Genomic DNA, 24,086 nt, shown 5'->3' with positions numbered 1-24,086 from the left:
ATTTTTTCGGGGTGGCTTTATTTTTGCCGGCAGATGACCTTTCTTTTTATAACTATAACAATCAGCCTTACATATAAACCCCTATGCAATTTAAATGTATCTGCTACGTTATTTAGCGAGTTTTTCAAGGCATACATTATTAAAAATTCATGTTCTTATTCTCTAGTAAAAACCACAATCTTTATGAAGTCAAAAGTACTCCTGATCGCATTGGCTACTACCGTATTTGCAATTGGTGCTAAAGCACAAAATACAACCTTCGGTGTGCGGGCTGGTATCAATTTTCAAAACCTCACGGGAGAGGATGGCGATGGTCACAAATATGATAACAAACTGAAAACCGGCGTTAATATCGGTTTGAATGCTGAAATTCCTGTTGCAGAAGATTTTTATGTACAACCTGGATTGTTGTTCACTACAAAAGGAGCAAAAGATAAAACATACCGGAAAGTAAATACCAGGTTGTCTTATCTCGAAATTCCCATCAACTTCTTATTCAAACCAGAATTGGGTGATGGTAAATTGTTACTGGGTTTTGGACCTTATATTGGCATTGCAGTAGGCGGTTCCTATACAGATGCCGGTGGCAATAAATATGACTTTAAATTCAAACACAAAGTAACTGCTTCTGAACTCCCTGGCGGTCCATATATCAGACGCATGGATCTCGGTGCCAACTTCCTGGCCGGTTATGAACTCAGCAACAAATTGTCGTTCCAATTGAATGCACAATTAGGCCTGAGCAATATTGCTACACAGGTAGATGGTCAGAAAAGAGACAAGATCAAAAACACCGGCTTTGGTGTTTCTGTAGGTTACCGCTTTAAATAATTGCGCATATCCTGATCTTATATAAAGAGCTGTTCCAACATGGGGCAGCTTTTTTAATTATAAAAAGAAATTTGACAATTTAAATCCCGTCATTATCTTTGCACCAGTTCTTTACACATCGCTTATCAAGAAAGGCTGAGGGAAATGGCCCTATGAAGCCTTGACAACCTGCATGCTGGTTTGAAAAAACCGCTGTAAGGTGCCAACTCCATCCCGCGGAAGGCGGGACAGATAAGTCAGATACAAGCTTCTACAATACTGATATACAACATATTGAAAGCTCTTCTGACTTACGGAAGAGCTTTTTTATTGCCCCTGTATGAGGCATGCAATAAATTATCTCCTCCTGTAAGAACACCTCTTGATAAGTCGCGAACAACTGTCTAAACAAATTAATCAAACGCTGCTACCATGGTCTATGTACCAGGTACAAAGGGCAGCAAAAAAATGTTTATCATGCAAGCGACAACACAACTCATTCACAGCATTCCTGTTGATCCACTGACCGGCGCCGTATCTGTACCTATTTATCAAACATCCACCTTTGTACAGGAAGCACCCGGCATTAACAAAGGGTTCGATTATTCACGCACCAACAACCCTACCCGGGCTACGTTGGAAGACCTGATCGCACAACTCGAAGGCGGACAGGTTGGGATTGCGTTCTCCAGCGGACTGGCGGCTATTGATGCCGTTGCCAAACTGTTACGTCCCGGCGATGAGATCGTTGCCGTAGATGATATTTACGGTGGTGCTTACCGGTTATTCACCCAGGTATATCAACAGTTTGGAGTTACCATCAATTTTGTTGATACTACCGATCCCGAAAAAGTGTTCAACGCCATTACGCCCAACACCAAGCTTATCTGGCTTGAAACACCCACCAACCCTACATTAAAGATCAGCGATATTGAAGCCATTGCACAGATCGCAAAAGCCAGCCACTGTTTACTTTGCGTGGATAACACTTTTGCTTCACCCGCATTGCAACAACCTCTTTTACTGGGAGCTGATATTGTAGTGCATTCCGCTACCAAGTACCTGGGCGGTCACAGCGACCTTATCGCAGGCCTGGTAGTAACCAAAGAAAAAGAGCTGGGTGCTAAATTGAAGTTCTATCAAAACGCCTGTGGCGCCATTCTGGCCCCCTTCGATAGCTGGCTGGTGATCCGTGGTATTGAAACCCTGCATCTGCGGGTACAACAACACTGCCGCAGCGCACAGGAAGTTGCAGAGTGGCTGCAACAACATCCGGCTGTAGATAAAGTATATTATCCCGGGCTGAAAGATCATCCCAACCATGAGATCGCCAAAAAACAAAGCAAAGGTTTTGGCGGTATTGTTTCTTTCTCACTTAAACAGGACAGCGCAGAAGCCGCTACAGCCTTTGTAACAAGCACACAATTATTTAAACTGGCGGAAAGCCTGGGCGGTATTAAAAGCCTGGTGAGCCATCCCGCCAGCATGACACATAAAACCATTCCGGCCGAAAAACGCCGCGCAGCCGGTGTTACCGACAGCCTGATCCGTTTAAGCATTGGACTGGAAGATGCCGGCGATCTGCTGCAGGACTTGCAACAAGCCCTGGAAAAAACCAATACCATTGTTAAAACCACTGCTGCTGAAGCAGTTCCCTGTTAAAGGAAAAGGAAAGTATAGCCATTTTTAAACAAATTACTAAACGCGCAAAATCATGTCTGAACAAATAACGCGGGAACCTGTTAAAACATATAAAGATATTGATCGCAGTATCCTGAAGCCTATTCCCAATCCTACCGATCAGGCATACGAGATCAAGATCAAAATTCCCGAGTTTACTTTTTTGGGGGTAAAAGAACAACCTGACTTCGCTGTCATTTACTGTACGTTTTATCCCGGTAAAAAAATCATTGAATTAAAGTCGTTGAAACACTACGTTTTCCAGTTACGCAACATTGTGGTGTCATATGAAAGGCTGATCAACATTATCTATGATGATCTGGTTGCGGTGTATGAACCGTCGCGTATACGCCTGGTGATGGTTTGCAACCCACGCGGCGGCATCAGCTCAAAACTCACCATCGATTCCGACTGGAAAATACGCGGTGGTAAAGAACAGTTTAACGACTGGCAGATTGTTGAAGACGAATGGTCGGTGGAAATGTAAAATGAAGAACAGAGAAATGAAAAATTAAAAAGTAAATACAATTTCAAATTATAGATATGGACGCACATAAGTCACTCACAATTGGTTTATTTGGTTTTGGTGTAGTAGGTGAAGGTTTGTACAAAGTTTTGCAGCAAACTCCTTCACTGAAGGCCAGCATTAAGAAGGTCTGTATAAAGAACCCCGGAAAAAAACGCAATGCTCCTGACGCATTGTTCACTACCGATAAAGATGAGCTGCTGAATGATCCCGAGATCAACGTGATCGTGGAAGTGATCAATGAATCGGAACCTGCATTTGAAATAGTTTCTACCGCATTGAAGAACGGTAAAGACGTAGTAAGCGCCAGCAAAAAAATGATCGCCGAGCATTTGCCGGAATTACTCGGTTTACAAAAAACAACCGATCGCTCCTTCCTGTACGAAGCTGCCGCCTGCGCTTCCATCCCCGTTATCCGCAACCTCGAAGAATATTACGACAACGACCTGTTACATTCCATCAAAGCTATTGTTAACGGAAGCACCAACTTCATTCTTACCAAAATGTTTGAAGACAAGCTGGATTTCCAACAGGCTTTGTTACTGGCGCAACAATTAGGTTTTGCTGAAAGCGATCCAACGTTGGATGTGGAAGGTTTTGATGCCGCCAATAAATGGAACTTCCTGCTTACGCATGCCTATGGTATTGTGATACCACCCGATGCCCTGGTGTTCAACGGCATTCAGAATATTCAGGCCGGCGATGCTATTGTAGCAGCTGAAAAACACAACGATATTAAACTGGTAGCCCAGGCCAAGAAACTGGAGAATGGGAAAGTGGCTGCCTTTGTATTACCGCAATTTATTAAACACGATGATCACCTGGCGTTTGTAAAGAACGAATACAATGGTGTAGTGATCGAGAGTGGCTTTTCTGATAAACAATTCTTCTATGGTAAAGGCGCCGGTAGCTTCCCTACCGCTTCAGCGGTACTGAGCGATCTGTCGGCCCTGCGTTACCAATATAAATACGAATACAAGAAACTGTATCACCATAAACCCAACGAGCTTACCAACGACTTTTACATTCGCGTGTACGTAAGCTTCGACGACTGGAAATATGTTCCCAAAGAGAAATTTGAATGGATCGAAGAATGGCATGCAGAGTCTGACCGCAAATACCTGGTAGGTGTGCTGCATTTTAACGAACTGGCTCAAAGCAGCTGGTGGCGTGAAAATAAAACCTCGCTCATTCTGGCGTCTGAAGCAGTAATTGAAGATGTGGAAGTACGTAAATTAAAAAAGAAAAGCCTGGAGTTAGCAGGCATCATATAAGTTGTAAAAAAGGTCAGTGGTGAGTGGCCAGTGGTGAGTTAAGCTCGCTAAATTTCAGCTATCTGAACATTCGGTAACCCACTCACAACTCACCACTGACCACTCACAATTATTAATACTTCTTCAGCAAAGTTTCCTTCAGCGCATTATAATCCGGTGCTATCACGGTGCTCTGTTTGGTGAGCTTCAACTGATCCTGGATAGCCGCAGGCACGGGCACTGCTTCGCCAATAACCGGCTCTACCACATCATAAAACTTCACGGGATGCGCAGTTTCCAGGAACATCCCCTTATCATCCGCATGCTGTTGCAAATAGCGTTGTAAAGCCAGGTAGCCCACAGCGCCATGCGGATCGGGCAGGTATTTATATTGCTGATATACTTCTTTCAATACCGCTTTTGTTTCATCGTCCGAAATGCTGTAACCAGTTAACACCTTCCGCAGATCGCCCAGTTTATGATGGAACAATTCCAGGATGCGCACAAAATTGCTGGGGTTGCCCACATCCATTGCATTGGAGATGGTAGCAATGGCTTTTTTCGGTTGATAGTCGCCATTAGCTAAATAAGAAGGCACCACCGCATTGGCATTGCAGGCCGCAATAAAATGCTTTACAGGTAACCCGGAACAATAAGCCAGTAACCCGGCACAGATGTTCCCAAAGTTGCCACTGGGCACAGAAATCACCGGTGGGTTCTTTTTATCGGTCCATTGCTTCCAGGCCAATACATAATAGAACTGCTGTGGCAGCCAGCGCGCCACATTAATGGAGTTGGCCGATGTTAAGAAGATCTTTTTGGTCAGCTCCTCATCCACAAAAGCCTGCTTCACCATTTGCTGACAATCATCAAAAGTACCGGTTACTTCCAGCGCATGAATATTCTTACCTAATGTAGTCAGTTGTTTTTCCTGTACCGAGCTTACCTTACCCGACGGATACAGGATCACCACTTCCACCCCGGGCACATCATAAAAACCATGCGCCACCGCTCCGCCGGTATCGCCAGAAGTGGCTACCAACACTACTACCTTCTCACTGCGGTCATGCGCAAAATGACCCAAACAACGGCTCATAAACCGGGCGCCCACATCTTTAAACGCCAGCGTTGGCCCATGAAACAATTCCAGTGATGATATCCGGTCATTCACCGGCACCAGTGGAATGGGAAAATTGATAGTTTCTTTTACAATGCCCTGTAAGGCAGCATCCGCAATGGTTCCTGCAACATACGGTTGTATAAGCCGGAAAGCGATCTCTTCATTACTATACTGCGCTATATTCTCAAAAAAAGCCTTCTCCTGTACCGGAATGCTTTCCGGAAAATACAATCCCTTATCAGGCGCCTGTCCTTTTATGGTGGCTTCCTTAAAATCTACATCAGGGGATTGTTTATTTAGACTGTAGTACTTCATTTTAACTTGATTAAATCTTTAATTGGAGTATGGTCAATGCTGAAGTGGCAAGGCAGAGGGCAGAGATAAAAGGCAGTAGGCAGTAGTGAAAACCGGTGTAAGCCGCTGCTGCGTTCCTTTATCAACCCTGTCAACTCTATCAACTTTGTCAACCCGTTAACTTGTAAACGTGCCAACCTGTTAACGTGTCAACTGATCACCTGCACCTTCGCCCCTTCATAATTGACCATCGTCACATACGTCTTAAACTCTATTCCCAAACGCGTATATACATCGATCATAACATCCTCAACACCCTTGGCTACGTACTCTTCCTTACTCAGCATAAAAATAGAAGGGCCTGAACCGGAGATACCACCACCTAATGCCCCGGCGTCTTTACTTTTCTTTTTCACATCGTCAAAACCGGGAATAAGAATACTACGAACGGGCTCGATGATCACATCTTCCAGGGAACGGCCGATGAGGTCATAATCGTTCTTCAAAAAACCAGCAACTAACCCGGCAATGTTACCCCATTGTTTGATGGCTGCTTTCAACTGCACTTCCTTGCGTAAGATCTGCCGGGCATCTGAAGTACGTACTTCAATTTGCGGATGCACTACGGTGACATACATGGGCGGCGCAGTCAACTGAACAATATTCAGGGGGAAGATCGATTGAATAAGTGTTACACCTCCATAAATACAGGGTGCAATATTATCGGCATGTTTTACGCCGGAAGCCACCTTTTCACCATTCATGGCAAAACGAACCAGGTCTTCTTTGGTAAACGGGTTGCCCAGTAAGTAATTGGCGCCTACCACCGCTCCGGCGGAGCTGGCAGCGCTGGAACCTAATCCGCTTCCGGGCTTTATTTTTTTATCGATAATTATTTCAAAGCCTGCCTTTTCAGGATATTCTTCCAGTAAAGCCAGTAAGGAAGCGCCGGCCACATTCTTTTCCGGTTCTACCGGTAAGTCATAACCGTCTGCATGTGAGATACCAATGCCCGGTTCTTCCCGTAACCGCATGGTCATAACATCCTGCGGTTGCTGCAATGCCATCCCCAACACATCAAATCCACAAACCAGATTAGCCACTGTTGCCGGTGCAAAAACCTGAACGCCCTTTAATACTTTTGCCATTTTAATTCGTTTGAATTATTTTATTCATTACCCTGTCTTCCATTATCATATTAGCTAATTATCAAATTATCACATTAATGAGCGGCACGGATTATATCAGCAAACACTCCTGATGCAGTTACTTCAGCACCGGCACCGGCTCCTTTTACTACCAGCGGTTGATCGGGATAACGGTTGGTATAGAACAATACCACATTATCCTTACCATACAGGTGGTAAAAATCAGATTGTGAATCTACATGCTGCAAACCTACAGAAGCTTTTCCGCCCTCATACTTCGCTACAAACTTCAGCTTCTTGCCTGCTGCAGCAGCCTGCTGGTATATTTCCCTAAAATGCGTTTCCTGTTTTTCCATTTCCCTGTAAAAATCATCCACACTACCTACCATACACGAAGCGGGCATAAAACTGTTATTGCTAATAGTTTCCATTTCAAGATGTTCGCCTGCTTCCCGCGCCAGGATCATGATCTTACGCATTACATCGGTGCCACTCAGGTCTAAGCGTGGATCGGGTTCAGTATAGCCTTCATCCTGCGCCTGTTTTACCACTTCTGCAAAACTGCGGGTGCCATCGTAATTATTGAATACAAAGTTCAGGGTACCGCTCAGCACTGCCTCAATGCGGGTTACCACATCACCACTGCGCATCAGGTCGTTCAGGGTGCCTATTACCGGCAAACCGGCGCCCACGTTTGTTTCAAACAGGAAGAATGCGTTGTATTCGCGGGCCAGGTCCTTCAGCTTTTTATAATACTGGTAAGCCGAAGAACAGGCTACCTTATTACAGGCCACTACCGAAATGCTTTTCGCCAGCAATTGATCATATACCTGTGCTACATGCTCATTGGCAGTAACATCCACAAAAACGGAGTTGCGCAGGTTTTTGGAACGAATGGTTTCTACAAATTTACCCAGGTCACTGGCTTCGCCCTGTTGCAGGTGTTCGCGCCAGTTATCCAGATCGATGCCTTCATCGCTGAAAACCATTTTTTTGCTGTTGGCCATACCTACTATGCGTACCTGCAGACGCATGTTCTGTTGCAGGTAGTGCTGTTGTTGTTTTAACTGGGCCAGCAGTTTGCTGCCCACATTGCCGGTACCGGCTACAAACAGGTTTATTTGTTTATAGGTAGTTTCAAAAAAATCTTCGTGTAATACGTTGATGGCTTTTTTAACGTCTGCTGCTGCTATCACGGCTGAAATATTTCTTTCTGATGAACCTTGTGCTATGGCGCGGATGTTTACCCCGTTGCGGCCTATAGCGCCAAACATTTTACCACTAATGCCGGGGTGGCTTTTCATATTGTCGCCAACCAGGGCAACAATGGCCAGTCCTGTTTCAACCCGCAGGGGTTCAACACGGCCCATTTCAATTTCGTAAGCAAATGTTTTATCTACTGCCTGCTTGGCCTTACCGGCAAGGGCTTCGTCAATTCCCACACAAATTGAATGTTCTGAAGAACCCTGGGTAATCAGGATCACATTGATGAAGTCGTTGGCCAGTGATTCAAACAACCGGCGGGAAAAACCGGGTATGCCTATCATGCCGCTGCCTTCCAGGCTCAGCAAAGCAATTTTATTAATACTGGAAATACCACGGATGTTATTTCCATTTTTATGAATATCATTCTCGATCACAGTGCCATGATCTTCCGGGGCAAAAGTGTTTTTGATCCATACCGGTATGTTCTTACTCATTACCGGTTGTATGGTAGGCGGATAAATTACCTTGGCGCCAAAGTGCGACAGCTCCATAGCTTCCTGGTAAGAGATATGCGGTAATATTTTTGCATTGGGCACCAGCCGTGGATCGGCAGTCATCATGCCACTCACATCGGTCCATATTTCCAGGGTTTGCGCACTCACCGCACCGGCAATGATGGCAGCGGTATAATCGCTGCCGCCCCGGCCTAAAGTGGTGGTGTTACCATGGGCATCGGCTGCTACAAAACCCGGTACAATAAACAAACGGGAAGCAGCAACTGAAAAGAAGTTACTACAGAGAGAATTGGTAACTGTAAAGTCTACCACTGCACTTCCATAATGCGAATCAGTGCGGATCAGTTCACGGGAGTCGACCCAGGTATTTTCAACGCCCTGTGCATGTAAACGGGCGGCAATAATTTTAGAGGAAAGCAATTCGCCAAAACTTACAATGCGGTCTTTGGTGCGGGTACTTAGCTCACCCAATAAGAAAACGCCATTACAAATATCTTCAATCTCATTACAGCGCTGTTTCACCCAGCTTAATACACTGCTTTGCTGGGTTACCGGTATCAGCGCTTTTACAGCTTCCAGGTGGCGCTGCTCTACTTTCTGCAATAACTCTTTATAACTTTCATCGCCGGCTGCCGCCAAACCGCCGCTTTGTAATAACACATCGGTCACGCCTCCTAAAGCCGATACAACAACAATCGTTTTACTTTGCGGCATACGAACCAACGCCTGTTGAACAATGCTGCTTACCTTATTCATATTCTCGGCATTTGCTACAGAAGTACCGCCGAACTTTAAAACCTGCATAACCTGAAATTAAATTGATTTGAAATTAGTTGAAATAACCCGATGCTTTCCTGATCTGATCTCTTTCTGAAAATTTGAAGGTAAATAAAACCCCAGTGGTAATATGGAAATGTACAACCCTTAACGGGTTGTTGTAATAGTGGTAGTTGTAGCTGTGGAAGCTACCGTGCCGGAGGAAAGAATGATATGTTGAAAAAGTACCACTATGTTATTTTGATATTATCAAAGGTAATACAAAAGTCTATAACATTTGTTAGTTTTTAATCTTTTTTGGCTCTAACTATATTCTAACAAGTATTTTTCTAAATTATTGAAAACAATTCAACAATTCGGTGCTTCTATTAATTTTTTTCTTGTACTTTCAATGCCCGGTTTTTGTTGCTGCTTGCCATATTTTTGCATTTTGCATTCATGCCATAAACTAGATATTACAATGGATCACCAGTCATCACGAGGACTGCAGCAGTTTAAGAATTATGTAGGCATAAAATTTCAGCTCTACAACAGTCTGTTTACCTCGCTCCCGTTTCATCGTATTGAGAAAACAGGTATTCTGCTTTCATTATTATTAAATAATTGTGAAGAGGGTTATAAGAAGAAGCAGAGCCCCATGCAGATCATCGATGAATTCTTTGAAAAGCACACCTCTTATATAAAAGAGCAGGATAAGCTCGACCTGTTGTTCCGCTTTATTCAATATGTTGAGCGGCAGGTTGTTTTGTTCGATGCACTGGAAGATGCCTCTTTCAGGGAGATCAACGACCTCAACGGTATTGGAACCCTCAAGTACCTGGCTGCAGATGTTATCCAGGAAGGCAAAGAAGAAGAGCTTGCCAGGAAGCTGGAAGACTTCTCCATCAGGCTGGTGCTCACCGCCCACCCTACCCAGTTCTATCCCGGTCCTGTATTAGGTATTATTCATGACCTGTCGAAAGCACTGGCAGAAAATAATACCAGCCAGATAAACATGTACCTGCAACAGCTGGGCAAAACGCCTTTCTTTAAAAAGGAAAAGCCTACTCCATTCGATGAGGCCATAAGCCTTATCTGGTACCTGGAAAATGTATTCTATAATGCAGCAGGCCGCATCATTACTTATCTCAACAACCAGTTCCCGCAAATGATCCCGGATACCAACCCGGTTATCACCATGGGCTTCTGGCCTGGCGGCGACCGCGATGGCAACCCCTTTGTTACTGTTGACACCACACAGAAAGTAGCAGACGCCCTGCGCGGCAGCATCATAAAATGTTATTACCTCGAAGTACGTAAGCTCAAAAGACGCCTTACATTCAAGGGAGTTGATACCATTCTGGCCGATCTGGAAAAACAGTTGTACGAAAACATCTTTATTCCCGGTCAGCGCACCTTCCTCAGCAAACAGGGCATCCTGGATGCATTACAAAAAATAAGAGAGATATTAATCTACCAGCACAATGGATTATTCCAGCACCTGGTTGATAACCTCATAAACAAAGTGCATGTATTTGGATTGCACTTTGCCTCGCTCGATGTACGGCAGGACAGCAGCATCCATGGCAAGGTACTGGAAGCAATAGCTGCAAAAACAGATATTCTTCCAAAGAACTATGCAGAGCTCTCTGAAGAAGAAAAGAAAAAGCTGTTGTACAAAGCCAGCGGCGATATTGGCGGACACGTATTTGAAGATGGCATTGAAAAAGATACCCTGCTCAGCATAAAAGCCATTAAAGAAATTCAACAATACAACGGGGTTGAAGGCTGCAGCCGATACATCATCAGCCAGTGCAACAGCGCACTGAACCTGCTGGAAGTTTACGGGCTGTTTAAAATATGCGGCTGGAAAAATGAAGACCTCACCATCGATATCGTTCCCCTGTTTGAAACCATCGACGACCTGCAGGAAGCAGCCGAGATCATGGGTGAACTGTATGAGAATGAGATCTACCGCAAACACCTGCAAAAACGGAACAACCGCCAAACCATCATGCTTGGTTTTTCTGATGGCACCAAAGACGGCGGTTACCTGATGGCCAACTGGAGTATTTATAAAGCCAAGGAAAAACTTACCAGCATTTCTGCCAAATATGGCATCGATGTGGTGTTCTTCGATGGCCGCGGTGGTCCGCCGGCACGTGGTGGAGGTAAAACCCATAAGTTCTATGCATCTATGGGTAAGAACATCAGCAATAAAGAAATTCAACTTACCATACAGGGACAAACCGTTAGTTCCAACTTCGGCACTATCGACTCTGCCCAGTTCAACATTGAGCAATTGCTGAATGCCGGTATCTCCAATGATGTATTTGCCGATAAAGACAAAACATTATCAGCAGAAGAAGAAGAGATCCTGGGCGAACTGTGTGAAGAAGGGTTGAAATCCTATAATGAATTAAAGAACAACCCCGATTTCTTAAATTACCTGGCGCATGTAAGTCCGCTGAAGTTCTACAGCCAAACGAACATCGGCAGCCGGCCGGCCAAACGCGGTTCTTCTTCAAAACTGTCACTGAAAGACCTGCGGGCCATTCCGTTTGTGGGCGCCTGGAGCCAGTTAAAACAAAATGTAACCGGTTATTATGGGGTGGGCACTGCATTACAGGCCATGGAGAAAAAGGGTAAATTAAACGATATTAAAAAGGTTTACCGTCATTCATTATTCTTCAAAACGCTGATGGATAATTGTGAGATGGCGATGAAGAAGTGTTTCTTCCCCTTAACGGAATACCTGGCGCAGGATCCCCGGTATGGTGAGATCTGGAACCAGATCTATAAAGAATATGAACTGACCCAACGTTATATCTTCTTATTGTCGGGCAAAAGCGAGCTGATGGCAGATTACCCTGTTGAACAGCTGTCGGTACAAATGCGCGAACGTATTGTGTTGCCATTAACTACCATTCAGCAATATGCCATGGCGCGTATTCGCCTGATGGAAGAACAAAACGCACAACAGCAGCATAAAGAGATCTTCGAGAAACTGGTTATCCGCAGTTCATTTGGTATTATCAATGCAGGCCGAAACTCTGCATAAGCATAAAAAATAAACGCACCCGGCGAAACGGGTGCGTTTTTCTGATAACTAAAACAACGGTAATGAAAAAAAGCATTAAATACTATTTCATTGTATTACCGCACAGCATTAGTTAGTTTTGGTTATAAGTGAAATCCGGAACACTATTGGACATTTAAACGGGCTATCATTTATTCCTTTCTGCACTTCAATTCCATACGTCTCTTACCTGGTACATTCATTTACCATTGTTTTTCAACGCAAGCCAATCGTGTTGCTGGAAGTAAAATAACCAGTAATATTATTTAAATTTCAATATTATTAAATCTTGAACAATCAGTCGAAATAATTACACCTATGTGGGCTTATTTGTTATGACTATTGTCAAAAATACCATTTTTTAATGGCAACATGTAAACTATAGTATACATAAAATTAATAATAATGTTAATGCCAGGGGAAGGAAAAGGGTATCCCTGCCTGAGAAATACCCTTTCAGAATCTCTTATTTTATGAAAATACAGGCTGCTCTTTAGGCTGAGGCTGGTATTCAGGAATATCTACCACCGCAGGCTGATGCGGATAGGCATCTGTACCATGCTCAAATACATCTATACCACCAGCGCCGGTTTCGCCTTTTGCTTCTACCCGTAAATTCCAGGGGTGAGGCAATTGTCTTAAAACCCACATCAGGATAAATGCAACTACAAAGGTGCCTATGGTTATAATGGCGCTGCCAATAAACTGGGCTTTTAGTACACCCATTCCGCCTCCATAGAACAAACCGGTTACCGGGGCGCTGTTATCTGCGCCAAAGGGTCCTGTTGCACCATATTTGCCACAGGCAAAAAAGCCGAGTGAAATAGTTCCCCAAATGCCGCAGAAACCATGTACCGCAACAGCACCTACCGGGTCATCTACACGCCACCATTCAATCAGCCACGCGCCGGCATACACCACAAAACCGGCAACTGCGCCCAGTAAAATGGCGCCCAGCGGGCTTACCCAATAGCAAGGACAGGTAATGGCAACCAAACCGGCCAAAAAGCCATTGATGGAGAAAGCCAGATCGAACTTTCCTTTTGTGGCGCCCCACCAGAAAGCAGCCATCATAGCCGCTAAACCGCCGCTACAGGCTGCCAGTGTAGTGTTGGCAGCAACGCGGCCTATACCTTGTGCATCCAAAGCCGAAAGCGTACTGCCGGGGTTAAAACCATACCATCCAAACCACAATAAAAAGCCGCCCACTGCCGCTACGGTAAGGTTATGAGGCGCAGGCATACCACCACCATCACGCGCAAACACCCGGCCCAAACGGGGACCAAGCACCATAGCACCTGCCAGTGAAATAACACCGCCAATGGTGTGTACAACCGTAGATCCTGCAAAATCGCGGAAAGGCTGGCCGAGAGAAGGAAGGAAATTACCGGCACTACCCATGGTAACCAGGAATCCGTCTGGTCCCCAGGCCCAGTGACCGATGATGGGATAAATAAAACCGGTTACGCCAATACTGTACAGGATGTCGCCACGGAAACTGGTGCGTCCGATCATGGCGCCTGAAGTAATGGTTGAACAGGTGTCGGCAAAAGCAAACTGAAAGATCCAGTGCGCCAGTAAGGGAACACCGGTAGCTTCGTAGGTATCTGGAGCGCCTGAAAGAAAAAACCAGTGCGTACCTATAAAGCCATTACCATGACTAAACATAAACGCGTAGCCGATGGCCCAGAAAAGGATACCGCATAAACAGGTATCCAGGATACACTCCATTAAAACGTTTACAGTTTCTCTTTTACGGGCAAACCCGGCTTCCAGCATAACAAAACCAGCCTGCATGCCAAAAACCAGAAAAGCAGCCACCAGCGTCCACACGGTGTTGATGGAGTTCACCATGGCTGTTTCATGTTCTGTATAGCTGGTTTGCGCCTGGGCAGGTGTGCCCAATAGGCCGGGAAGAAAAATCATGGCCAGAAACACGAGCCCCAACCCAATCATTTTCCCGAGAAAAATAGTAGAACCTAACTTCCATTTCTCAGACCGGGTTAACTGAATGGCAGGCTCCAATACATTTTTCGATTTTCCCGTTAAACTGGAAAAGACACGAAAAAAACTCAAATGCTTTGCTTGCATGTTTAAAAAGTTTTAGTTGGGGTGAACAATAGAAGTCTGTCCGGCGAATGCCGCCGGTTAAACCTGATATCTGCCTGGTCGTCTCTTTTGGGTTTATTGTATGGTCGAAATAAGAATACGCCTAAGAAATCAAGATCCAGAGCCCCGAATGTTTAAAACTTAAAAACAGCAAACAATAATCAATGAACTGCTGCGCTCCGGTACTTAAAAACCATCTACATAGTTTACGGATGCAAATAAAGCTGGTCAGTTTTGGTTACGGCCCTTACTTAACTGGGCAGTCATAAAACGCTGGTTTAAAAAAGTTGACAGCTGGTATTTTCATTACCAACCGTCAACCGTTTTTTATTACTCTTATAGAACAAACGAAAACAAATCAATACTAGAAATGCCAGGTAGCCGCCAGAATGAAAGTACCTGTGCTTTTTACACCCTCATTTGGATTTTTAGTGAAAATGGGGTCTTTTGAACTATCCAGTCTGAACTCAGGAATGATGGTCAGGTTTTCGATATGAATGTTGCCCGACAGGGTTGCAGCGATAACGCTGGTGCCTAATCCGGCTGCAGAGGAGAATCCTGACACTGCATTTTTATCATCGAAATACTCGCCACGCAGGGTTATTCCAAATGTTTTGGAAGGATCTGCATTTAAATAGAGTGCAGAACCCCACCAGCTGTCGCCACTGCTTTTGGCGTGAGGCTTAACAGACTGCATAGTTCCATTATAACCAATGCTGAATTTATCACTGATGGTACCGTTCACTACCAGGTCTACCTGGTTAATGGTATTTTCATTTATGTCTTTACCGCCCTGGTAATTAAGGTAAGCCTTCAGCTTGCCATCAGCGGCAGTTGTGCTTATTTGTGCAATAGCCATTTTCTTGGAGAAACTGGCGGTTACAAAGTCGGTGGGATTAGCTACCCCTGCCATAAAACCCCAGTTGCCGGCAGTATATTCCGCTTTGATGCCAGTGTGAAAGAAGGGACCGTAGGAGAACATATACGACATGCTGTAGTTACGGTTCAAATAGGCATCTACTACCTCGTAACCAACATGTGTAGCCCATTTACCCATGGTGAACTTTAATTTATCGGTAGCAGCTACTGAAATGTAAGCCTGCTTGATAGCTGTTCCCATGCCGCTGCTTTTCTCATTATAAGAAAACTCTTCTGCCCTTCTGCCAAAACCCAGATCCAATACGCCCGTAACTCTGCCGGTGGTATAATCGGCCCGTACCGATGCCATCCCTAATTCAAATGAATTGTGAGAATTGGTAAAGCTGGTGTAATTATTCGTAATGCCCGAATCTTTGGCATTATGAAAATTATAGCGATAATAGGCATCAACAGAACCAGTAATAACTAGAGGACTTTTTTTCGTAGAGTCTTGAGCTTCAACATAAGAACCCAGGGCCACGGTAAAAATGGCCAATGAAGAAATTTTTCTTAACATTGCAGTTAGATTTTAAGTGTTAATGAAAAGGGTACGGTTGGTAGGAACCGGGCTTGTGTCAGAAGCCCGATCTTATTAATAGCTGTACCTTTTTCTTTTAGAACTCAGCTGCTTTTTCTACCAGCTTTCCATTCTCACCATTGACCAGCAAGGTTCCTTGCAAATATTTTTCGTTGTGTTGGCTTTCATCAAGACCCATTTCTTCTTCTTCTTCAGTTACACGCAAAGGCAGAACGAAGTTGATGAATTTGAATATAGCGTAAGAAACAGTGAAGCTGTAAACAACAACTATTGCCATCGCTTTAAACTGGGTAAAGAAGAACGAAGGATTGCCATAAAACCAACCCTGAGGACCGTCTTTAATTCCGTGTGCCAGCTGGTTGGCGAATACACCGGTAAGCAACATACCTACCATACCACCAATACCGTGACAAGGGAATACATCGAGCGCATCGTCCAAAGTAGATTTTTGTTTAATACCTACTGCGATATTAGAGATAAGGGCGCCTACAACACCGATGATGATACTTTGAGGAATTCCTACAAAACCAGCGGCTGGCGTAATGGCTACCAGCCCCACTACAGCACCGATACAGAAGCCGAGTACTGAAGGCTTTTTACCTTTTACCACATCAAAGAACATCCAGGCCAAACCAGCAGCAGCTGCTGCAGTGTTGGTAGTTCCGAAGGCATTTACAGCCAAACCTGAAGCACCTACAGCAGAACCGGCGTTAAAACCAAACCAGCCGAACCACAGTAAACCTGTACCAATCAGTACATAAGGTACGTTGGCTGCAGGTGTTTCCTGGTGAGCCATATGGGTTTTTCTGCGTTTCAAAACCAGGGCGCCAGCCAGGGCAGCACAACCAGCGGTGATGTGTACTACAGTACCACCGGCAAAATCCCATACACCCATTTTAGCCAGGAAGCCTTCCGGATGCCATGACCAGTGTGCCACCGGAGCGTACACCAGCAGGCTAAACAATACAATAAACAATATATAGGAGGTAAACCGTATACGTTCAGCCACAGCACCTACAACCAGACCAGGTGTAATGATGGCGAACATCAGTTGAAACAAGGCAAACAAACCGAGCGGAATTGTGGGAGCAAGCGGCCATGCGGCGCCAGCTTTTACTCCTTTGAAGAACAGGAATGTCATGGGATTACCAATAAGGCCATGCCATGATTCACCGAAGCTTAAGCTAAAACCAACAGCGATCCAAAGTACGCCAACCACACCGGCAGCCACCACACTCTTGATCATAGTTGAGATTACGTTTTTGCGGTGCACCATACCACCGTAGAAGAAAGCCAGGCCAGGAGTCATTAAAAACACCAAAGCCGTTGAAACCAGCACCCAGGCAATATCAGCTGCGCTATAGGCTGTTTCAGTAGCGCCCGGAACGTGATCCGCCTCAGGTTTAATAAACATGGCAGCCAGGGCAACGACCACCAATACCAGGAACGGCATTACATTTTTAAATGACAGTTTCATTGTTTTCCGTTGTTTAGTTAAGATAATGATATTATTAAAATAATGTATCTAATAATATTACACCGAAAATATTCATTTTTTAACATAAAACCTGACTCATTCAATACATTTTACTATTTGTAATATATATCTTATTTATCTCATACCTCTCTCATAACTGCTTGTTGGCCTTTTCTTTAAACAAAGCTTTGTTTTGGAAATAAAAAAACCATCCTTTTTGGATGGCATTTAAAATTTAGCAGTGTTTTGCAGTAAAATGCGAAAATTGTGTCTTTTACGATTAATAATCTAAAAATAACTGCGTAAACAAGTAAAAATCATCAATCACATTCTTCAAAAAGTCATATATAAAAATACACCATACAATAAATGAAAATCCCCCCGATTACTCGGAGGGACCGTATATAAAAGACATCTTTTTAACCCTTAGATCGCTAATACAATGTTCTGATCTTTGCTTTCCAGGAAAGAAACGCCTTCGTTCAGGAATTCGTCTACTTTACGGGCAGCTTCACGGCCTTCACTGATGGCCCATACTACCAGGCTTTGACCCCGGCGCATGTCACCAGCTACAAACACTTTATTGATGCTTGTCTTGTATTCTTTCTCTGTAGCGCGCACATTACCCCGGCTATCCAGGTCAACACCCAGCTCACTTAATAAACCATCATGTTGCGGATGCACAAAACCCATAGCCAGCAATGCCAGTTCGCAAGGCAGTTCACGCTCCGATCCTGGTTTTTCAACGAACTGAGCCGGTTTGCCGTCTTCAGTAACCTGCCATTCCAGGTCAACCACCTTCAGGGCTTTCAGGTTACCTTTTTTATCACCTACAAACTCCTTGGTAGCGATCGCCCAGTGACGGTTGGCGCCTTCTTCGTGTGAAGAAGAAGTTTTCAATATCATGGGGAAGCTTGGCCAGGGCATAAACTCTGTACGGCCTTCCGGCGGTTTGGGCAACAGTTCAAACTGGGTAACTGATTTTGCTTTATGGCGGTTGCTGGTACCCACACAGTCGCTACCGGTATCACCACCACCAATTACCACTACGTTCTTATTGGTAGCTGATAAATCCTCATTGAAAATATTGCTTTCGATGTTGGCATTCGCCAGCGGATCTAAACCCGCATTGCGTTTGTTCTGTTGTTTCAGGAACTGCATGGCATAATGAACGCCTTTCAGTTCACGGCCGGGGATCTTCAGGTCGCGGGGAACGGTTGAACCACCCGCCAGTACAATGGCGTGGTATTCGCGCAACAGGTCGTTGATGCGTACATTCACACCTACGTTGGCATGACAGCGGAAGACAACACCTTCTTCTTCCATCAGTTTTATTCTTCTGTCAATAACCCATTTCTCCAGTTTGAAATCGGGGATGCCATAACGTAACAAACCACCAGGCTGATCGTCGCGCTCAAACACCGTTACCGAGTGACCTGCATAGTTTAACTGCGCAGCGGCAGCCAACCCCGCAGGACCGGAACCAATAACGGCTACTTTTTTACCGGTACGCACGTGTGGTTTGCGTGGTTTTACAAATCCTTTTTCAAAAGCTATCTCTATAATATGCTTTTCAATTTCTTCAATGGTGATAGCCGGTTGGTTAATACCCAGCACGCAGGCGCTTTCGCATGGTGCAGGGCAAATACGGCCGGTAAACTCCGGAAAGTTATTGGTTGATGTAAGAATATCATAGGCTTCCTGCCAGCTCTTGCGGTATACCGCATCATTAAACTCAGGTATCACATTACCCAGCGGGCATCCGCTGTGGCAAAAAGGAACCCCGCAATTCATACAACGTGCCGATTGCTGGTTCAGCTTTTCCTCGCTGTAACGCTCCACAAATTCATTGTAATCTTTTAACCTTTCCTCTACTGGTTTTTTACCTGGCAATTCCCTGGTAAATTCTAAAAAACCCGTTGGTTTACCCATTTCTATTTTCAGTTTATCGATTCTAGTTAATTGTTTTGGTTGTAAGCTTTTTATCAGCCTACTTCTTCTTGGCGCTTTGCTTTACTTTACTTTTCTCCTTGAGCGCTTTTTTGTAATCGGTCGGGAACACTTTAACGAAGTTCTTCAGTTGGTTCTCGAAATCATCCAGTACAAAACGTGCTACGGCGCTTCCTGTATAAGCATAGTGGCGGGTGATCATATCGTTCAGCGCCTGTGCATCTTCTGCATCCAGCGGATCGAGATCAACCATTTCTTTATTGCAAAGGGTAGCAAACTGTTGTTTCACATCGTACACATATGCAATACCACCACTCATCCCCGCTGCAAAGTTGCGGCCTGTTGCACCCAGGATCACTACGCGTCCACCGGTCATGTATTCACAACCGTGATCGCCCACTCCTTCTACCACTACTTCAGCGCCTGAGTTACGAACACCAAAACGTTCACCGGCTTTACCTCTGATGTAAGCTTCACCAGATGTAGCGCCATAGAAGGCAACGTTGCCAATGATGATGTTTTCTTCCGGTACATAGCTCGATTGTTTTGGCGGATATACGATCAGCTTGGCGCCGCTCAATCCTTTACCAAAATAGTCGTTGGCATCACCTTCCAACTCAAGGGTTATCCCTTTTGCGTTGAAGGCGCCAAAGCTTTGTCCTGCCGTACCATTGAAATTGAAATGAATGGTATCATCAGGCAATCCTTCGCCTTTATATTTTTTCGAGATCTCGTTCGACAAGATCGTACCAATGGTTCTGTCGGTATTCTTAACCGGGAAGGAAGCGGAGATGCGTTCCTGTTTGTCGAGCGCTGGTTGTGCAGCCTTCAACAATTTCCAGTCCAGTACTTCAGCAATACCATGGTCTTGTTCTTCCTGTTTGTATAAACCGGTATATTGTCCGGTAGGTTCTTTATATAATACAGGGCTCAGATCGAGCTTGCTGGTTTTCCAGTGAGTGATGCCTTCACGCATTTCAAGGCAATCAACCTGCCCAACCATTTCATTAATGGAGCGGAAGCCCAGTTCAGCCATGATCTCACGCAGGTCCTGCACCAGGAACCGGAAGAAGTTCACCACGTGATCGGCATTACCTGTAAAGCGTTTGCGCAATTCAGGATCTTGTGTTGCCACCCCAACCGGACAGGTATTCATATGACACTTACGCATCATGATACAACCTTCAACAACGAGGGCTGCAGTTGCAACACCCCACTCTTCTGCTCCCAGTAAGGTAGCAATAGCTATATCACGACCGGTTTTCATCTGGCCATCGGCCTGTACGGTTACGCGGCTGCGTAATTTATTTTTTACCAGTGTTTGATGGGTTTCGGCCAAACCTAATTCCCAGGGCAAACCGGCATGTTTAATAGAACTGATAGGTGAAGCACCTGTACCACCATCAAATCCAGAGATCAATACCACATCCGCTTTGGCTTTGGCCACACCGGCTGCAATAGTACCTACACCTGCTTTTGACACCAGCTTCACGTTAATACGGGCTGCGCGGTTACTGTTCTTCAGGTCAAAGATCAGCTGTGCCAGATCCTCGATAGAATAAATATCGTGGTGTGGTGGCGGCGAAATCAAACCCACGCCTGGTGTAGAGTGACGGGTTTTACCAATCCAGTCATCCACTTTATGACCGGGTAACTGACCACCTTCACCGGGTTTTGCACCCTGCGCCATTTTGATCTGCAGCTCATCAGCTTCAGTCAGGTAGTAGCTGGTTACACCAAAGCGGGCGCTTGCTACCTGTTTGATGGCGCTGCGCATGCTGTCGCCGTTAGGCAATGGCGTATAACGCGCTTCATCTTCACCACCTTCACCGGTATTGCTTTTTGCACCTATGCGGTTCATAGCAATAGCCAGGGTTGTGTGCGCTTCCCACGAAATTGAACCAAAGCTCATAGCGCCGGTAGCAAAACGTTTCAAAATGCTTTCAGCCGATTCCACTTCATCGATGGAGATGGCGGGTCTGTTCACTTTAAACTGGAACATACTGCGCAGGGTGGCCGCTTTCTCACTTTGATCGTTTACTGCCTTTGCATATTTCTTATACGTATTGTAATCGTTCATCCGGGTTGCATATTGCAACAGGTGGATGGTAGTTGGGTTAAACAGGTGAAACTCGCCTTTACGCTTCCATTGGTAAACACCACCTACAGGTAAGCGGTCAACCGGAATGTCTTTGCGGCTGAATGCAAACCAATGCTTGGCAAGTGCTTCTTTAGCCAGCTCATCCAGGCCAATACCTTCAATGCGGCTAACAGCGCCAGTGAAACATTTTTCTACGAGGTCTTTGTTCAAACCAAGTATTTCAAATATCTGTGCACCCTGGTATGATTGCAGGGTTGAAATACCCATTTTAGAGAACACTTTCAGCAAACCGTCGCACACTGCTTTGATATAGTTCTTACGCAGTTGGTCCCAGGTAAGTTCTGTTTGCAGCGTGTTGTTCACTTTCATGTTGCGGATGGTTGCCAGCGCCAGGTATGGGTTGATGGCAGTAGCTCCAAAGCCCAGCAAGCAGGCAAAGTGGTGTACTTCCCAAACGTCACCGGCTTCAACCACAATACCTACTTTACCACGCAAGCCTTTGCGGATAAGATAGTGGTGAACTGCAGCGGTAGCTAATAAAGAAGGGATAGCAGCGTGGTCAGAATCTACCGCGCGGTCGCACAGGATCAACACTTCAAATCCGTCGTGCACGGCATCTTCAGCGTAGCGGCAAAGTCTGTCCAAACCTTTCTTCAAAGAACCTGGTTTGCCATCTGCCCTGAAATAAGTTTGCAGGGTTTTAGCCTGGAAGATGCCGGTATCGATACTGCGCAGCTTTTCCAGTTCGGTGCTGGTGAGTATCGGATGGTTCAATGCCACAGTATGGCAATGTTTGGGATCTTCTAATAACAAGTTGTCGTTATTTCCAACAAAGGTAGCCAGGCTCATTACCATTCTTTCGCGAATAGGGTCGATGGGCGGGTTGGTTACCTGTGCGAATAATTGTTTGAAGTAAGAAGTAATGTGCTGCGGCTGATCGCTCAATACAGCAAGCGGCGTATCGGTACCCATTGAACCGATGGGTTCTTTACCATCAACAGCCATGGGCGTGATGATGTCGTCGATGTCTTCGGTTGAATAACCTAATGCCTTCTGGTATTTAAGAATAGAAGCATCTGATAAGTGAGTGAACGCAACACGTGGTTCATCCAGTTCTTCCAACCGGATCTTGTATTGGTTCAACCAGTCGCCATAAGGCTTGCGTGAGCAGATATCATTCTTCAGCTCTTCATCGCTGATGATGCGGCCCTGCTCCATATCAACCACGAACATTTTACCGGGTTGCAGACGGCCTTTTTCAATGATGATGGCAGGATCAACCGGTAATGCACCGGTTTCAGATGCCATGATCACGCGGTCATCGTTGGTAACGCAATATCTTGAAGGACGCAGACCGTTTCTGTCGAGGGTAGCGCCAATGATCTTTCCATCAGTGAAGGAGATAGAAGCGGGACCATCCCATGGTTCCATGATAGAAGCGTGGAATTCGTAGAACGCCTTCTTCACCGGGTCCATCTGGTCGTTGCCATCCCATGCTTCAGGGATCAGCATCATCATAACGTGGGGTAATGAACGACCGGTCAATGCCAGCAGCTCGATCATGTTGTCCAGGCAGGCAGAGTCGCTCTGTCCTTCGGTAACGATCGGCAGCAATATTTCCATTTCTTCATTGGTGAAGAAAGGTGACGTAAAGCCATGCTCGCTGGTCTTTAACCAGTTCAGGTTACCCTGAAGCGTATTGATTTCTCCGTTATGCGCTATGTAGCGAAAAGGTTGCGCCAGTTTCCAGCTGGGGAAGGTGTTGGTGGCAAAGCGGGAGTGTACCAGGCCAAAAGCAGAAACCATTCTCTTATTGCTAAGATCGTTGAAATAACCGCGAACCTGGTTACTGGTTAACTGTCCCTTGTATACAACGGTTTTGTAAGAAAGCGATGCAATGTAAAAACCGATCGCGTCTTTCTTAACCGTGTTGTTTATAGTATGGCTGGCGTAGTTGCGCAGCACAAATAATTTGCGTTCAAAGTCAATGGGGTTGTTGATGTGGTCGGGACAGGCGATGAATACCTGTTCCATTTCAGGCTCCACACTCAATGCTGAGGGACCAATGCCATCTGGATTTACGGGTACCTTTCGGTAAACCAGAATTTCCAGCCCTAATTTCTCGGCAGCGCGATTGAAGATATCGCGACACTCTTCACGTAAACGGATCTCGCGGGGGAAGAAGATCACCCCAACGCCGTAGCGGCCGAAGGCTGGCAGATGTACGCCCAGCTTCAAGCACTCGTCGAAAAAGAACTCGTGGGGGTTTTGGATCATAATACCGGCACCATCGCCCGTATTTGCTTCACAGCCGCAGGCACCCCGATGTTCCATATTTTCCAATATGGTTAAAGCATCGCTGATGTTCTGGTGACTTTTGTGCCCCTTAATATTGGCTACGAATCCAATGCCACAGGCATCACGCTCAAAGGAAGGATGGTATAAACCCAGGTTACTTGCCATGGAAATGCATAGTTTTTTGAAAAATATTCAATTAAAAGTCAGTTTCTCTTTAAATCGTTTAATTACATAGCAAGCAAGCGATTGAAATTACGAAAAAAACTGCTTATTGCCCGGAGTTTATGCAATTTTTTTCACAAAATAAC

13 protein-coding genes and 1 riboswitch are annotated in these 24,086 nt (G+C 45.2%); of the genes, 5 read left to right on the top strand and 8 right to left on the bottom strand.

Going from position 1 to position 24,086, the window contains the following annotated elements; translation table 11 throughout:
- The first annotated feature begins 183 nt into the window (after positions 1 to 183).
- The 4 genes from NIAKO_RS00580 to NIAKO_RS00565 all read left to right on the top strand — a co-directional run bounded on the left by NIAKO_RS00580 (position 184) and on the right by NIAKO_RS00565 (position 4,290).
- Positions 184 to 831: a porin family protein gene (locus NIAKO_RS00580; RefSeq protein WP_014216435.1), complete on the top strand. Its 648-nt coding sequence runs from the start codon at positions 184 to 186 to the stop codon at positions 829 to 831.
- 119 nt (positions 832 to 950) lie between these two features.
- A riboswitch (SAM riboswitch) is annotated at positions 951 to 1,069 on the top strand.
- Positions 1,070 to 1,287: 218 nt separating this feature from the next.
- Positions 1,288 to 2,472, top strand: a complete 1,185-nt coding sequence (locus tag NIAKO_RS00575) for a cystathionine gamma-synthase (RefSeq protein WP_041347766.1) — start codon at positions 1,288 to 1,290, stop codon at positions 2,470 to 2,472.
- A gap of 52 nt (positions 2,473 to 2,524) precedes the next feature.
- Positions 2,525 to 2,977: a preQ(1) synthase gene (queF, locus tag NIAKO_RS00570; protein WP_014216433.1), complete on the top strand. Its 453-nt coding sequence runs from the start codon at positions 2,525 to 2,527 to the stop codon at positions 2,975 to 2,977.
- A gap of 56 nt (positions 2,978 to 3,033) precedes the next feature.
- On the top strand, positions 3,034 to 4,290 hold the full coding sequence (locus NIAKO_RS00565) for a homoserine dehydrogenase (protein ID WP_014216432.1): 1,257 nt from the start codon (positions 3,034 to 3,036) through the stop codon (positions 4,288 to 4,290).
- 112 nt (positions 4,291 to 4,402) lie between these two features.
- Here the strand turns inward: NIAKO_RS00565 and thrC are convergent, their stop codons facing one another.
- From thrC to thrA, 3 genes are all read right to left on the bottom strand, one after another.
- Positions 4,403 to 5,704, bottom strand: a complete 1,302-nt coding sequence (gene thrC / locus NIAKO_RS00560; RefSeq protein ID WP_014216431.1) for a threonine synthase — start codon at positions 5,702 to 5,704, stop codon at positions 4,403 to 4,405.
- A 188-nt stretch (positions 5,705 to 5,892) separates the two neighbouring features.
- On the bottom strand, positions 5,893 to 6,831 hold the full coding sequence (locus NIAKO_RS00555; RefSeq protein ID WP_014216430.1) for a homoserine kinase: 939 nt from the start codon (positions 6,829 to 6,831) through the stop codon (positions 5,893 to 5,895).
- A gap of 74 nt (positions 6,832 to 6,905) precedes the next feature.
- A complete protein-coding gene (gene thrA / locus NIAKO_RS00550; RefSeq protein WP_014216429.1) occupies positions 6,906 to 9,356 on the bottom strand; it encodes a bifunctional aspartate kinase/homoserine dehydrogenase I in 2,451 nt (816 codons plus the stop codon).
- 433 nt (positions 9,357 to 9,789) lie between these two features.
- Here thrA and NIAKO_RS00545 point away from each other — a divergent pair, with 433 nt between their 5' ends.
- A complete protein-coding gene (locus NIAKO_RS00545; protein ID WP_014216428.1) occupies positions 9,790 to 12,369 on the top strand; it encodes a phosphoenolpyruvate carboxylase in 2,580 nt (859 codons plus the stop codon).
- A gap of 489 nt (positions 12,370 to 12,858) precedes the next feature.
- Here NIAKO_RS00545 and NIAKO_RS00540 read toward each other — a convergent pair whose 3' ends face one another.
- The 5 genes from NIAKO_RS00540 to gltB form a co-directional block, all read right to left on the bottom strand.
- Positions 12,859 to 14,478 (bottom strand): ammonium transporter, encoded by a 1,620-nt coding sequence (locus NIAKO_RS00540; RefSeq protein WP_014216427.1) that lies wholly within the window; start codon positions 14,476 to 14,478, stop codon positions 12,859 to 12,861.
- A 382-nt stretch (positions 14,479 to 14,860) separates the two neighbouring features.
- Positions 14,861 to 15,931: a porin gene (locus tag NIAKO_RS00535; RefSeq protein WP_014216426.1), complete on the bottom strand. Its 1,071-nt coding sequence runs from the start codon at positions 15,929 to 15,931 to the stop codon at positions 14,861 to 14,863.
- A 97-nt stretch (positions 15,932 to 16,028) separates the two neighbouring features.
- Positions 16,029 to 17,429: an ammonium transporter gene (locus tag NIAKO_RS00530; RefSeq protein WP_014216425.1), complete on the bottom strand. Its 1,401-nt coding sequence runs from the start codon at positions 17,427 to 17,429 to the stop codon at positions 16,029 to 16,031.
- A gap of 426 nt (positions 17,430 to 17,855) precedes the next feature.
- Positions 17,856 to 19,361, bottom strand: a complete 1,506-nt coding sequence (locus NIAKO_RS00525) for a glutamate synthase subunit beta (RefSeq protein ID WP_014216424.1) — start codon at positions 19,359 to 19,361, stop codon at positions 17,856 to 17,858.
- A 58-nt stretch (positions 19,362 to 19,419) separates the two neighbouring features.
- Positions 19,420 to 23,943, bottom strand: a complete 4,524-nt coding sequence (gene gltB / locus NIAKO_RS00520; protein ID WP_014216423.1) for a glutamate synthase large subunit — start codon at positions 23,941 to 23,943, stop codon at positions 19,420 to 19,422.
- Positions 23,944 to 24,086: the final 143 nt, after the last annotated feature.

The sequence above is a fragment of the Niastella koreensis GR20-10 genome (assembly GCF_000246855.1).
Taxonomy (GTDB): Bacteria; Bacteroidota; Bacteroidia; order Chitinophagales; family Chitinophagaceae; genus Niastella; species Niastella koreensis.
Note: the sequence above shows the minus strand (reverse complement) of the source record. Positions and strands in the feature narration are given on the sequence as shown.

What these genes read in the sequence shown, in the direction of transcription:
- NIAKO_RS00580 (WP_014216435.1), top strand. Translation starts at nt 184, where the DNA reads ATGAAGTCAAAAGTACTCCTGATCGCATTGGCTACTACCGTATTTGCA.
- NIAKO_RS00575 (WP_041347766.1), top strand. Translation starts at nt 1,288, where the DNA reads ATGCAAGCGACAACACAACTCATTCACAGCATTCCTGTTGATCCACTG.
- queF (WP_014216433.1), top strand. Translation starts at nt 2,525, where the DNA reads ATGTCTGAACAAATAACGCGGGAACCTGTTAAAACATATAAAGATATT.
- NIAKO_RS00565 (WP_014216432.1), top strand. Translation starts at nt 3,034, where the DNA reads ATGGACGCACATAAGTCACTCACAATTGGTTTATTTGGTTTTGGTGTA.
- thrC (WP_014216431.1), bottom strand. Translation starts at nt 5,704, where the DNA reads ATGAAGTACTACAGTCTAAATAAACAATCCCCTGATGTAGATTTTAAG.
- NIAKO_RS00555 (WP_014216430.1), bottom strand. Translation starts at nt 6,831, where the DNA reads ATGGCAAAAGTATTAAAGGGCGTTCAGGTTTTTGCACCGGCAACAGTG.
- thrA (WP_014216429.1), bottom strand. Translation starts at nt 9,356, where the DNA reads ATGCAGGTTTTAAAGTTCGGCGGTACTTCTGTAGCAAATGCCGAGAAT.
- NIAKO_RS00545 (WP_014216428.1), top strand. Translation starts at nt 9,790, where the DNA reads ATGGATCACCAGTCATCACGAGGACTGCAGCAGTTTAAGAATTATGTA.
- NIAKO_RS00540 (WP_014216427.1), bottom strand. Translation starts at nt 14,478, where the DNA reads ATGCAAGCAAAGCATTTGAGTTTTTTTCGTGTCTTTTCCAGTTTAACG.
- NIAKO_RS00535 (WP_014216426.1), bottom strand. Translation starts at nt 15,931, where the DNA reads ATGTTAAGAAAAATTTCTTCATTGGCCATTTTTACCGTGGCCCTGGGT.
- NIAKO_RS00530 (WP_014216425.1), bottom strand. Translation starts at nt 17,429, where the DNA reads ATGAAACTGTCATTTAAAAATGTAATGCCGTTCCTGGTATTGGTGGTC.
- NIAKO_RS00525 (WP_014216424.1), bottom strand. Translation starts at nt 19,361, where the DNA reads ATGGGTAAACCAACGGGTTTTTTAGAATTTACCAGGGAATTGCCAGGT.
- gltB (WP_014216423.1), bottom strand. Translation starts at nt 23,943, where the DNA reads ATGGCAAGTAACCTGGGTTTATACCATCCTTCCTTTGAGCGTGATGCC.